Raw genomic sequence first — 12,191 nt, forward strand, 5'->3', positions numbered from 1 at the left:
ATACCCCTGAAAAAACAACGAGTTTCACGACGGTTCGATGACGGTCCCGTGAGCGGTGGACAGATCACGTGACAGCGAATCGCGGCAGGCTACTCGACGCCCAGCACATCCGGCGTCCGCCACGCAAGATGCTGTCCGCCGTCGAGGCAGATCAGTTGTCCGGTGAAACCGTCCATCGCCAGCGCGAAGCGTAGCGCCGCCACGACCTCGTCGGGGTCGGAGCCGCGCTTCAGGATGGTCGCCGCGCGCTGCGCTTGCCAGTGCGCATCGGACTGACGCACGCCCTGCATCGTCGGCCCGGGCCCGATCGCATTGACCCGCACTTTCGGCGCCAGGCCCTGCGCCGCGGTCTGCGTCAGCGTCCACAGCGCCGACTTCGCCAGAGTGTAGGTCACGAATTGCGGGGTCAACTTGCGGACCCGCATGTCGCACATGTTGAGCACCATCGCGCGGGCCACCGGCTCTCCCCCCGTATCGCTGCCGACCTCGGGCGCCTGCCGCGCGAAGGCCTGAATCAACTGGAAGGGCGCGCGCAGGTTCGAGCCGAGATGCCGCTCCCAGCTCTCGGGCGTCGCGGTCTCGAAATCGTCATGCTCGAAGATCGAGGCATTGTTGATCAGGAGGGTCAGCGGCCCGCCCAGCGCCTCCGCCGCCCGGTCGACCAGACCGGCGGTCGCCTTCACGTCGAGCAGGTCCGCGCCCAGAGCCACGCCGCCGACCGCATCGGCCAGCGCCTCGGCATCCGTCGCGGAAGAGTTGTAATGCACCGCGACCTGCCAGCCATCGGCGGCCAGCGCCTCGACCATCGCGCGGCCCAGCCGCTGCGCCCCGCCCGTCACCAGTGCGCGGCCCGGCGCGATCATTGCGCCACCAGCATCAGCGCGACATAGCCCGCATAGGCCGCCACGAAGGCGATGCCCCAGATCCGGTTAACCTCGGTCCATCCGGCGACGAAGGGCACCAGCAGCAGCGACGCCCCCAGCATCACCCACAGGTCGAAGCCGAGGAAGCCCTCGGGCACCGGCAGCGGGCCGAAGAAGCTCGCCACCCCCATGATGGCCAGCAGGTTGAAGAGGTTGGAGCCGATCACGTTACCCAGCACCACATCCGCCTGGCGGCGCAGCGTCGCCATGATGGTCGTCGCGAGTTCCGGCAGCGAGGTGCCCACCGCGACAAGCGTCAGGCCGATCACGGCCTCGGACACGCCGAAGCGCATGGCGATGTTCTCCGCGCCCGTGATCAGCAGGTTCGCGCCGAGCGGAAGGCCGATCAGGCCCGCGATCAGAAATCCGGTCAGCTTCAGCCCCGGCATGTCGGGCTCCGCGTCCTCGAGTTCCGCCAGCTCGTCCTCGGGCTCCATGCCGGCGTGCCGGGCCGCCCGCGCCGCGCGATAGGCGTCGAGCAGCACGTAAGCTAGCGCCAGCAGCATCACCGCACCGTGCCAAGCCTCCAGCGGCCCCGCGAAACACATCGCGATGAACAGCGCGGTGGCGAAGATCATCTGCAGGAAGCTGCGCCGCGTCTCGCATTCGCGGGTGTGGATCGTCGTGATGATCGCGGGCAGCCCGATCACCAGCAGCACGTTGGCGATGTTGGAGCCGACGACATTGCCGTAGGCGATCCCCGGCAGGTCGTCGAGCGCGGACTGGATCGCGATCAGCAATTCGGGGGCCGAGGTGCCGAAGGCCACGATGGTCAGGCTGACCACCAGCGCCGGGATGCCCAGCTTCAGCGACAGCGCCACCGCGCCGCGCACAAGCAGATCGCCGGCAAAGACCAGCAGCACCAGTCCGGCCGCCGTCATCAACAGATCCATGAAGCCTCCCTCGCGCCGCGGTCCCGCGCGGCTGTGGCCCCATATAAGGGCGAGGGGCAAACCCGCAACCGTACCCGCCGCACCGTCACGCCTTCGTCGCGCCGCAGGGGCAGCTGCCCCCGATGACGTGGCCTCCGCATTTGCGGCAACGGCGCTTCGTGTTCGGCTTCGATCCGGGAAGGATCTTTCCGATCATGCCCAGCACGGCCATGAAGATCAGGAACAGGACGATGATCTTGAGGATCATGCGGTCACAGCCCCCAACGCTGCCACATCGCGCGCGCCTCCAGGCTGCCCAGCACCTCCTCGACGCCGAAGCCGAGGCGGGCCAGCAAGGGCTTGCGCGCGGAGGCGACGCGGAAGCGGATCTTGTCGCCAAAACGGGCCTTCATGGTCGGCACCAGGTGACCGATCCCGTCGATCAGTCCGACCTCCTGCGCCTGCCGCCCGACCCAGATCTCGCCGGTGAACAGATCGCGATCCGCGAGCTTGCCCGCGCGCTGCGTTTCCACCTGCCGCTTGAAATTGGCGTGGATCTCCGCCTGCAGCGCCTTCAGCCGCTCCACGTCCTCGGCCCGTTCGGGTCTGAACGGGTCGAGCATCGACTTGTCCTCGCCCGCCGTGTGCACCCGCCGCTCGATGCCGTAGCGCGACAGCAGCTCGTGAAACCCGAAGGAGGCGGAGATAACCCCGATCGACCCGACGATCGAGTTGTCGTCAGCGAAGATCTCGTCCCCCGCCGTGGCCAGCCAATAGCCGCCCGACGCCGCCACGTCCTCGCAAAAAGCGAAGACCCGCACCTCCTTCTCCGCCGCCAGCCGCCGGATGCGTGCGGCGATCATCGCCGATTGTGCGGGCGAGCCGCCGGGCGAGTTGATCGACAGCGCGACCGCCTCCAGCCCCTTGGTCTTGAACGCCTTCTCGATCAGCGGCGCGGTGGAGGCATCCGACAGCCCCGCCCGCCCTATGCCGAGGCTCGCCCCGATGGCGCCGTGCAGGCGGATGACGGCGACGGTCGGCTTGCGCTCGAAGCGCGCGCGGAGGGATTTGATCATGTCCATGACGAGGGGATGTAAGCTGCCGCACCCGCCGGGGCAACCGCGCCCTTGGCCGCCCGCGACCGGCGCGCTAAGATCGGGCGAGGAGGGCAGATCATGCGTGACACCGGCAACATGGACCGGCAGGAGGTCCTGCGCGTGCGCCTCGACACCCTGCTGAGGGAACATCGCGACCTCGACGAGGCGATCTCCGCCCTGCACGAGGCGGGCCGCGCCGACATGCTGACGCTGCGGCGACTGAAAAAGCAGAAGCTGGCTCTGAAAGACCAGATCGCGCGGCTCGAGGACGAATTGCACCCCGACATCATCGCTTGAGTTCGCGCGCCGCGCGAATATGGTGCGCGCCAACAGCGCGGAGGATCGGATGCAGCCACAGGTCGGGATCATCATGGGCAGCCAGTCCGACTGGCCGACGATGCGCGAGGCCGCCGCCATCCTCGACGAGCTCGACATCCCCTACGAGGCGAAGATCGTCAGCGCCCACCGTACCCCCGACCGGCTGTGGGACTACGGACGCGCCGCCGCGGGCCGGGGCCTGAAGGCGATCATCGCGGGCGCGGGCGGGGCGGCGCATCTGCCGGGCATGATGGCGTCGAAGACCCGCGTGCCCGTGATCGGCGTGCCGGTGCAGACCAGGGCGCTGTCGGGCGTCGACAGCCTCTACTCCATCGTGCAGATGCCCAAGGGCTTTCCGGTCGCCACGATGGCCATCGGCGCGGCGGGTGCCGCCAATGCGGGCCTGATGGCCGCCGCGATCCTCGCGAACGACGATGCGGGCCTCGCCGACCGTCTCGACGCCTGGCGCGCGGCGCTGTCGGCCTCCATCCCGGATGCGCCCTCCGATGAATGACATGCTGCCTCCCGGATCGACCATCGGCATCCTCGGTGGCGGACAGCTGGGCCGGATGCTGGCGCTGGCCGCCGCCCCGCTGGGCCTGCGCGTCCACATCTACGAGCCTGCGCCCGACTGCCCCGCCGCCCAGGTCGCCGACCGCTGCACGACCGCCCCCTACGAGGATGCCGAGGCCCTGCGCGCCTTCGCCGCCGCCTGCGATGTCGTGACCTACGAGTTCGAGAACGTCCCCGCCGACGCTCTCGACCTGATCGAGAGCATGGTCCCGATCCGCCCCAACCGTCGCGCGCTCGCCATCAGCCAGGACCGCGTGAGCGAGAAGGAGTTCCTGCAAGGCATCGGGCTGACCACCGCGCCCTTCGCCGCCGTGGACGATGACGCAGCCCTGCCCGGTGCTGTCGCGACCATCGGCACCCCCTCCATCCTCAAGACCCGCCGCCTCGGCTATGACGGCAAGGGGCAGGCCCGCCTCACCGGCGACACGCTGCCGAAGGTCGAGGCGCCCAGCGTGCTGGAAGGCTTCGTCGACTTCTCCGCCGAGATCTCGGTGATCGGCGCGCGCTCGCTCGACGGAGCCGTCGTCTGCTTCGATCCGGGGCAGAACGTGCATCTCGACGGCATCCTGCACACCACCACCGTGCCCGCGCCGCTGCCCCGCTCGGTCCAGACCGACGCGGTGTTGATCGCAGGGCGAATCCTGAACGCGTTAGATTACATCGGTGTGATGGGGGTGGAGCTGTTCGTGACGCGCGAGGGCCTCGTGGTGAACGAGATCGCGCCGCGCGTGCATAATTCCGGCCACTGGACACAGGACGCCTGCCTGATCGACCAGTTCGCCCAGCATATCCGCGCCGTGGCGGGCTGGCCGCTGGGCGACGGCCAGCGCCATTCGGACGCGGTCATGACCAACCTGATCGGGGCCGAGGCGGACGGATGGGCCGGATATGCGGCAATGCCGGGCAGCGCGCTGCACCTCTACGGCAAGGCCGAGGCGCGACCGGGCCGCAAGATGGGCCATGTGACCGCGATCACCCGGAAAGGGTGAGGGCGGCTGCGCCTCGGATCCGGGGCGTGTCACGACTCCGTAGCGCGGAGCCGCGCATCGACGGGCCGAGATGCGGCGATTCTCGGTTCGTGCGTGGCACTTTATCTCTGCAAAGTCCGTCCGGTCTGTCCAAGTCGCGCCGTCATCAGCCAGATCGCCGTGCCGGGCGGCGGGTCACGCCGGAGGCGTGCTTTCAGCACGACCGATGCGCGGCGGCCTTCGGCCTTGAGTCCGCGCTAAGCTAGAGATGCGCCCGCGCCTACTCCCCCACCAGCGGCGGATCCACGACCAGCAGCGTCCCCTCCCCGAACGCCGTATCCCGATCGAACGCGCCGGTATCGAGAAACGCGATCACCTGCGCGATTACGCCGGGATTGTTCATCATTGTGGTATGCGTGACCGGCAACACGATGTGGTCGGCCATGCCGTCGACCCGCGTGCTTTCGATCGAGACCTTGCCATCATCCGCACCGGGGATCAGTTCCGAGGTCAGCACGTTCCACGTCCGATCACCCGCGATCACGCCCAGATCGAACGCCACCGGCCCGAGCGTCTCGATCACACCGTCGGTGCCCATCTCCAGCCCCGCCGGGCCATTCATCCAACGAAACAGCGCCAGCCCGCCCAGCTGGTCCACCAGTTCCGACCCCTGATTGGGCGGCGCCAGCATCACCGTGCGACCCAGCCCCTCGATCGCGTGATCCTCGAGGTAATGCCGCAGCAGGATGCCGCCCATCGAATGGGTCACGAAATTCACCGGCCGCTCGTCGCCGCAGGCCGCGACCGACTGGCTGACCGCAGCCTCGGCCAGCACCGGTACCGCGTATTCCGTCGAGGGATAGGTCATGTTCACGGTGCGAAAGCCCGCACGGTCCAGCACGTTCTCCAGCACCAGCAGCGAGGCATCGGTGCGCGCCAACCCGTGCAGCAGCACCACGCACTCCGCCGCGGCGGGTACAGGCATCAGCGCCGCGATCAAGGCGAGCTTGCACATCCCGCCCGCGCGCGCGACGCTGCGCCCATGCCCGACCAATCCCCCCGCCTGTCCGTCCGTGCCGTCATTATGCGGGCGGGTCGCCTGCTCATCGTCAACGCCTATCCCGGCGACCGCTCCGACCTGTGGTGCGCGCCCGGCGGCGGGGTCGAGCGTCATGCGAGCCTCGCCGACAATCTCATCCGAGAGGTCGCGGAGGAGACCGGCCTGACGATCACGCCCGGTCGCCTTCTGGGCACGTCCGAATTCCATGATCCCGCGCATGACTACCACCAGGTCGAGCTGTTCTACGCCGCCACCGCCGAAGGGGAGGTCCGCGTGGACGACCCCGAGGGCGTGGTGAACCGGCATCTCTGGGTGGACGAAGTGGCCCTGCGCGCCCTGCGCTTCAAGCCCGACTTCCTGCCCCGCCTTGCGTTCGGCCAGCCGGGCGAGGTGCTGCACGACCCGCTCGAACGCATCATGCCATGAAAAAAGGGGGCCGCGGCGGCCCCCCTTTCCCGGTCTAGCGCAGTCAGGCGTCAGGCGAAGACGCTCTCCTTCCCCTGCTGCTTGGTGATGATGTAGTAGAGCACCGCGCGGTACTTGTTGCGGTTCGACCGGCCATAGGTCTCGATCGCCTTCTGGACCGCGCCCATCGCGCTGTCCTCGTCGGTGATGCCCAGCTTCTTCATCACGAAGTTGTTCTGCACGGTCAGCAACTCCTCCCGCGATCCGGCGGAGACGGACGAGCTGTCCGCATTGTAGATCGACGGGCCGCAGGCGATCGTGACCTTGGTCATCAGATCCTCGTCCGCGTCCATGCCGGTCTTGTCCTTGAGATCGGCGATGTATTTCTGGATCAGTTCCGCGCGCTTCGACATCGGGCGCTCCTCCTGTGATTGCGTCGGCGCGAATCGTGCCAGCCCGCAACCGTTACGGCAACTTCTTTCGCATCAGGCCCAGGCCCACGCCGCCCAGGATCAGCACGCTGGCGATTGCGAAGCGCAAATCGGGGGCTTCGCCCAGGAACGCCATCCCGCCCGCCAGCGCGATCAGCGGCACCGTCAGCTGCGCCAAAGCCGCCACCGAGGCGTCGAGCCGGGGCAGCACCGCGTACCACGCCGCGTAGCCGAGGCCCGAGGCCACCGCCCCCGACGCGACGGCGAGCGCGACGCCCGCGACGCTGGTCCCGCCGCCAACGAGCGCCCACAGGATCAACGTCACCGGTGCGGCCCACAGGAAATTGCCCGCCGTGGCCCGCGTCGCGTCGCCCGCCCGCGCCCCGATCAGCGAGTAGAGTCCCCAGGCCACCCCCGCCAGCGCCATGCAGCCCGCCGCCCAGCCCGGCGGCGCGCCCGCGCCCGGCACGCCCAGTACCGCCAGCCCGGCGAGGCCCAGCCCCGAGCCGATCCAGCGCCGCGCACCCGGCCGCTCTCCGCGCAGGATCGCGCCCGCGAACATGGTGACCTGGACCGCGCCGAACAGGATCAGCGCACCCAGCCCCGCCGGGATCGCGACATAGGCGAAGGAGAACAGCACCGCATAGGCCAGCAGGCTCGCCGCCCCGCCCGCCGAGCCGCCTCGCCACGGGGCCGCACCGCGCAAGGCCACGATCGCCCCGAGCACCAGCGCACCCGATGCCAGCCGGATCGCGGCGAAGGCGGCGGGCGCGATCGCTCCGTCCGCCAGCCCCGCGCGTGTCAGTACGGAATTGGCGGCGAAGGCGACCAGTACGGCCAGCGTGGCGAGAAACAGCCGCATGCGCCCTCCCCGTCCGCGCGCGCTTCAGCGCAGCTTGCCGATGGCCGCGGTCGGGCTCAGATCGTGCTTGCCGAGAAACGCCTCCAGCTTGCCCGGGTCTGGCTGGCGGTCGGTGCGCGTCTCCTCCGCCGCGAGGCCCCCGGTCACGAACAGCGTGTCGAACCCCTCCCCCACGCCGCCCGCGATATCCGTGGCGATACCGTCGCCCACGCACAGGATGCGCCCGTCGGACACGTCCTCGCCGCGCGCCTCGGCCAGCTTGCGCCGGGCGAGCACGTAGATCGGCGCGTGCGGCTTGCCGAAGGCCATCGCCTCGCCACCCGCCGCCTCGTAGGCCTGCGCGATGGCCCCCGCGCAATAGATCCGCTGGTCGCCCCGATCGACGAAAATGTCGGGATTGGCATTCAGCATCTTCAGCCCATGCGTCTGGCCGTAGAGGATCACGTCACGGTAATCATCCGGCGTCTCGGTGCTGTCGTCGTTCAGTCCCGTGCACACGATCCCCTCCGCCTCCGTCAGCGGAACCCGCTCCACCGGCATCCCGTCGAAGAAGCCGAGATCCCGCTCCGGCCCGATATGGTAGACCTTCTCTCCGAACATCCCCGAGGCCAGCGCGTCCCGCGCCGCATCGCCCGAGGAGGCGACCGCGTGGTAGAGGTCGCGCGGCACACCCATCCCGTCGAGTTGCTCGATCACCGACGGGGTCGGCCGGGGCGAGTTGGTCAGCAGCACCACCGTGCCCCCCGCCGCGCCGAAGTCGCGCAGCGCCGCGACCGCCTCGTCGAAGGGGCGCACACCGTTATGCAGGCACCCCCACAGGTCGCAGAACAGCGCGTCGTATTGCGGCGCGATCTCGCTCAGGCTCTCGATGATCCGGGTCATTGCGCCACCTCGCCGTCCAGGACCACCCGCTCGATGGCGAAGCCCTCGCCCTCCAGCAGGGTCAACAAGCCGTCCTCACCGCCCAGATGCAACGCGCCCACGGCGACGACCGCGGGGCCACGCGCCGCGGCATCGAGGATCGCGGGCATCCACGCGGCGTTGCGGTCGGTCAGCAAGCGGTCGAGATAGATTTCCTCGGCCATGTCGATATCGACCTCGGCCACCTGCTCACGCTCGGACACGATCATCGACAGCGACAGGATCTCGGCGATCCGGCCTTCCTCGTAGAGGTCCATCATCGTGGTGAACATCGCCTCGGCATCGTCGTTCATGCCCAGCGTCAGGCGCAGGATGTCCATCTGCTCGTCCCGCGACATGTCCGACAGGGCCGACAGCGCCTCCATCGGCGTCTCCAGCCCCTCGACCGTCACGCCCATCCCGGCCGCACGCGCGTCGATCACGCTGTCGATCGCGGTCGCGCCCTGCGCCTGCGCGCGGATCTCGCAGACCGGGAAGCTCATCATCAGCGTCACGAACCAGGGCTGCATCATCTCGACCGCCTGAACGGGCATCCCGACCTGGGTCATGTGCCCCTCGATCTGCGCCCATTCCTCCCCGCTCAGACCCTTGCGGACCGAGTTGCCGGGCTGGGCCATGAACAGGCCGGGATCGCTCTGCATCTGCGCCTCCAGCGCCGCCTGGTCGCCCGCGGTGATCTCGACCAGCAGCGTTTCGGCCCCGTCCAGCGCCGCCTCGACCGGCGCGGGGATGCCGCCCTCCACCTCGCTGTGGAACGTGCCGAACAGGAAGATCTCCTCCTCGCCCCGCTCGGCGGTGAAGGCACGACCGACGCCGTAGGGGGTCGCCGCGACCTCCGCCTCGATGCGCGCGCGGTCCGCGTCGGTCAGCGTTTCGGTCAGGTCGGCGCCGGTGCACTGGGCAAAGGCGGGGGCGGCGATCGTCAGCGCGGCATTCAAGGCCAGCGACAGGGTTGCGGATCTGGGGATCATGGTTAGGTCTCCTCGTGACGTCGGGTCGGGACATAGCACGCCCACCCCGCCGGGTCCGCGACAAAGAGGTGAAATTTCCGCCTCACGCACAGTTGACAGGCCCCGACACGCTCTCTAGATCGGCTCCGTTAGCACTCACCGGCGACGAGTGCCAAGGCACCCGTCGCCACGGCAAACCGAGCCTTTTGTAGGAGAGACTCATGAACTTCACCCCGCTGCACGACCGCGTTCTGGTCCGCCGCATCGAAAGCGACGAGAAGACCGCAGGCGGCCTGATCATCCCCGACTCCGCCAAGGAAAAGCCCGCCGAGGGCGAGGTGATCGCGGCAGGCGCAGGCGCGCGTGACGAAAATGGCGGCCGCATCGCCATGGACGTCAAGGCCGGCGACAAGATCCTATTCGGCAAGTGGTCCGGCACCGAGATCAAGATCGACGGCGAAGAGCTGCTGATCATGAAGGAAAGCGACATCCTCGGCATCCTCGCCTGAGCGATCCTTTCCCACACACTCATTCAAAGGAGCTAATCAATGGCTGCCAAAGACGTCAAATTCGGCACCGACGCCCGCAACAAGATGCTCAAGGGCGTCAACATCCTCGCGGACGCCGTGAAGGTCACGCTGGGCCCGAAAGGCCGTAACGTGGTCCTCGACAAATCCTTCGGCGCACCGCGCATCACCAAGGACGGCGTGTCCGTGGCGAAGGAAATCGAGCTCGAGGACAAGTTCGAGAACATGGGCGCCCAGATGGTGAAGGAAGTCGCTTCCCGCACCAATGACGAGGCGGGCGACGGCACCACCACCGCCACCGTTCTCGCCCAGGCGATCGTGAAGGAAGGCGCCAAGTCCGTCGCCGCCGGCATGAACCCGATGGACCTCAAGCGCGGCATCGACATGGCGACCGCCAAGGTGGTCGAGCAGATCCGCGCGATGGCCCGCGACGTGACCGACAGCGACGAAGTCGCGCAGGTCGGCACCATCTCCGCGAACGGCGAAGCCGAAATCGGCCGCCAGATCGCCGACGCCATGCAGCGCGTGGGCAACGAGGGTGTCATCACCGTCGAGGAGAACAAGGGCCTCGAGACCGAGACCGAAGTGGTCGAGGGCATGCAGTTCGACCGCGGCTACCTCTCCCCCTACTTCGTGACCAATCCCGACAAGATGGTCGCCGAGCTCGAGGACGCCATCGTCCTGCTGCACGAGAAGAAGCTCTCCTCGCTGCAGCCGATGGTTCCCCTGCTCGAGCAGGTCATCCAGTCGCAAAAGCCCCTCCTCATCATCGCCGAGGACGTGGACGGCGAGGCGCTCGCCACCCTCGTGGTCAACAAGCTGCGCGGCGGCCTGAAGATCGCGGCCGTCAAGGCACCGGGCTTCGGCGACCGTCGCAAGGCCATGCTGCAGGACATCGCGATCCTGACCGGCGGCCAGGTGATCTCCGAGGATCTCGGCATGAAGCTCGAGAACGTAACGATGGACATGCTGGGCTCCGCCAAGCGCATCTCCATCACCAAGGACGAGACCACCATCGTCGACGGTGCCGGTGAGAAGGCCGAGATCGAGGCCCGCGTCACCCAGATCAAGCAGCAGATCGAGGAGACCACCTCCGATTACGATCGCGAGAAGCTGCAGGAGCGTCTGGCCAAGCTCGCGGGCGGCGTCGCCGTGATCCGCGTCGGTGGCTCCACCGAAGTGGAAGTGAAGGAGCGCAAGGACCGCGTCGATGACGCGCTCAACGCGACCCGCGCCGCCGTTCAGGAAGGCGTGGTCGTCGGTGGCGGCGTGGCACTGGTGCAGGCCGCGAAGGCGCTGGACGGGATGGAAGGCTCCAACTCCGACCAGAACGCCGGCATCGCCATCGTGCGCCGCGCGCTGGAGGCTCCGCTGCGCCAGATAGCAGAGAACGCCGGTGTGGACGGCGCGGTCGTGGCCGGCAAGGTCCGCGAAAGCTCCGACACCGCCTTCGGCTTCAACGCGCAGACCGAGGAGTACGGCGACCTGTTCTCCTTCGGTGTGATCGACCCGGCGAAGGTCGTGCGGACCGCTTTGGAAGACGCGGCCTCCGTCGCCTCGCTGCTGATCACCACCGAAGCGATGGTCGCCGACCGTCCGCAAAAGGACAACGGCGGCGCCGGCGGCGGCATGCCCGACATGGGCGGCATGGGCGGCATGATGTAATCACCCCCGCCAGGGTTGAGACGGGAAAGGCCGCACCGAAAGGTGCGGCCTTTTTTCTTGGCTAGGACAAATTAGCCCTTTGCGGACGTGCACGAGCAGATGAGAATGCTGCGGTGCGATCTTGCGACGCTGTCATTGCTGGCAATCGCGAAGCCCAGAGCGGTTGGGAGGGCCAGGGGCCGGACATGGCCGACCTCCAGGTTCACCGAATTACACCGTGATCGATCTTGGCTGGTTCGCGTTCGGTCGACAGCTTGGTGCCTGCTCGACTGCTCTTCGGCGGCACGCCTTTCCCTCCAGCGGATCACAATATTCGCGCCGATGTCGCGCACCGGGCGGGGCGGCAGGCGCATCGGCTCGCACTCGGCCCTCAGATGTAGGGTGATCTCACACGTCTCCCCACGTGCAAGTTCCGCGGCGGCCATGCCGATGAGGGCGCCGCGCGTGGTGCCTAGGCCATTCCGGACCGAAGCCGAGTATAGCCCCGGCTCGAGTTCGCGCGTGACGGAGACGCCAGAGGGAATGAAGTGGTCCCACCTATTCGGACAGGTTTGGAGCGTTTCTAAGGTGTATCGGGTTTAGGTTTCATGCTGCTTTTTGCTCTTCGAAGCCCGCCCAG

Annotated in this window: 15 protein-coding genes; 6 read left to right on the forward strand and 9 right to left on the reverse strand. The window is 68.1% G+C overall.

What is annotated here, in order from left to right:
* Positions 1-89 precede the first annotated feature (89 nt).
* From RX333_RS12045 to RX333_RS12060, 4 genes are all read right to left on the reverse strand, one after another.
* The gene (locus RX333_RS12045; RefSeq protein ID WP_316015189.1) at positions 90-863 is read right to left on the reverse strand and encodes an SDR family oxidoreductase; all 774 of its coding nucleotides are present in this window, start codon (positions 861-863) and stop codon (positions 90-92) included.
* Positions 860-1,816 (reverse strand): calcium/sodium antiporter, encoded by a 957-nt coding sequence (locus tag RX333_RS12050; protein ID WP_316015190.1) that lies wholly within the window; start codon positions 1,814-1,816, stop codon positions 860-862. Before RX333_RS12050 ends, RX333_RS12045 begins: the two co-directional genes overlap by 4 nt.
* An 85-nt stretch (positions 1,817-1,901) precedes the next feature.
* Entirely contained in the window at positions 1,902-2,063 is a 162-nt protein-coding gene (locus RX333_RS12055; protein ID WP_316015191.1) for a hypothetical protein, read from the reverse strand.
* A 4-nt stretch (positions 2,064-2,067) separates the two neighbouring features.
* A complete protein-coding gene (locus RX333_RS12060) occupies positions 2,068-2,871 on the reverse strand; it encodes a S49 family peptidase (protein WP_316015192.1) in 804 nt (267 codons plus the stop codon).
* 99 nt (positions 2,872-2,970) lie between these two features.
* On the opposite strand from RX333_RS12060, the gene RX333_RS12065 reads away from it, so the two are divergent.
* From RX333_RS12065 to RX333_RS12075, 3 genes are read left to right on the forward strand one after another with little or no spacing between them, the layout of a single operon-like run.
* The gene (locus tag RX333_RS12065) at positions 2,971-3,189 is read left to right on the forward strand and encodes a YdcH family protein (RefSeq protein ID WP_316015193.1); all 219 of its coding nucleotides are present in this window, start codon (positions 2,971-2,973) and stop codon (positions 3,187-3,189) included.
* 49 nt (positions 3,190-3,238) lie between these two features.
* Positions 3,239-3,724 carry a 5-(carboxyamino)imidazole ribonucleotide mutase gene (gene purE, locus RX333_RS12070; protein ID WP_316015194.1) on the forward strand — a complete coding sequence of 162 codons (486 nt, stop codon included), beginning with the start codon at positions 3,239-3,241 and terminating at the stop codon, positions 3,722-3,724.
* Positions 3,717-4,772, forward strand: a complete 1,056-nt coding sequence (locus RX333_RS12075; protein WP_316015195.1) for a 5-(carboxyamino)imidazole ribonucleotide synthase — start codon at positions 3,717-3,719, stop codon at positions 4,770-4,772. The genes purE and RX333_RS12075 overlap by 8 nt, the downstream gene beginning before the upstream one ends.
* Before the next feature lie 259 nt (positions 4,773-5,031).
* On the opposite strand, the gene RX333_RS12080 is transcribed toward RX333_RS12075, so the two are convergent.
* Positions 5,032-5,736 carry an esterase/lipase family protein gene (locus RX333_RS12080; protein WP_316015196.1) on the reverse strand — a complete coding sequence of 235 codons (705 nt, stop codon included), beginning with the start codon at positions 5,734-5,736 and terminating at the stop codon, positions 5,032-5,034.
* Positions 5,737-5,793: 57 nt separating this feature from the next.
* On the opposite strand from RX333_RS12080, the gene RX333_RS12085 reads away from it, so the two are divergent.
* Complete coding sequence (locus tag RX333_RS12085) at positions 5,794-6,237, forward strand: NUDIX hydrolase (protein ID WP_316015197.1); 444 nt, start codon at positions 5,794-5,796, stop codon at positions 6,235-6,237.
* 50 nt (positions 6,238-6,287) lie between these two features.
* On the opposite strand, the gene RX333_RS12090 is transcribed toward RX333_RS12085, so the two are convergent.
* Genes RX333_RS12090 through RX333_RS12105 form a run of 4 tightly spaced genes read right to left on the reverse strand, consistent with a single transcriptional unit; the run spans position 6,288 to position 9,401 of the window.
* Positions 6,288-6,629 carry a DUF2853 family protein gene (locus RX333_RS12090; protein ID WP_316015198.1) on the reverse strand — a complete coding sequence of 114 codons (342 nt, stop codon included), beginning with the start codon at positions 6,627-6,629 and terminating at the stop codon, positions 6,288-6,290.
* A 52-nt stretch (positions 6,630-6,681) separates the two neighbouring features.
* A complete protein-coding gene (locus tag RX333_RS12095; protein ID WP_316015199.1) occupies positions 6,682-7,509 on the reverse strand; it encodes a DMT family transporter in 828 nt (275 codons plus the stop codon).
* 24 nt (positions 7,510-7,533) lie between these two features.
* Positions 7,534-8,391 carry a TIGR01459 family HAD-type hydrolase gene (locus RX333_RS12100; protein WP_316015200.1) on the reverse strand — a complete coding sequence of 286 codons (858 nt, stop codon included), beginning with the start codon at positions 8,389-8,391 and terminating at the stop codon, positions 7,534-7,536.
* A complete protein-coding gene (locus RX333_RS12105; protein ID WP_316015201.1) occupies positions 8,388-9,401 on the reverse strand; it encodes a TraB/GumN family protein in 1,014 nt (337 codons plus the stop codon). Before RX333_RS12105 ends, RX333_RS12100 begins: the two co-directional genes overlap by 4 nt.
* A 200-nt stretch (positions 9,402-9,601) precedes the next feature.
* Here RX333_RS12105 and RX333_RS12110 point away from each other — a divergent pair, with 200 nt between their 5' ends.
* Both RX333_RS12110 and groL read left to right on the forward strand, forming a co-directional pair.
* Positions 9,602-9,889, forward strand: a complete 288-nt coding sequence (locus RX333_RS12110; protein ID WP_316015202.1) for a co-chaperone GroES — start codon at positions 9,602-9,604, stop codon at positions 9,887-9,889.
* 39 nt (positions 9,890-9,928) lie between these two features.
* Positions 9,929-11,572, forward strand: coding sequence for a chaperonin GroEL (gene groL, locus RX333_RS12115; RefSeq protein WP_316015203.1), 1,644 nt, complete (start codon positions 9,929-9,931; stop codon positions 11,570-11,572).
* Positions 11,573-12,191 lie beyond the last annotated feature (619 nt).

Source organism: Roseobacter sp. HKCCA0434 (assembly GCF_032464675.1).
GTDB lineage: Bacteria > Pseudomonadota > Alphaproteobacteria > Rhodobacterales > Rhodobacteraceae > Pontivivens.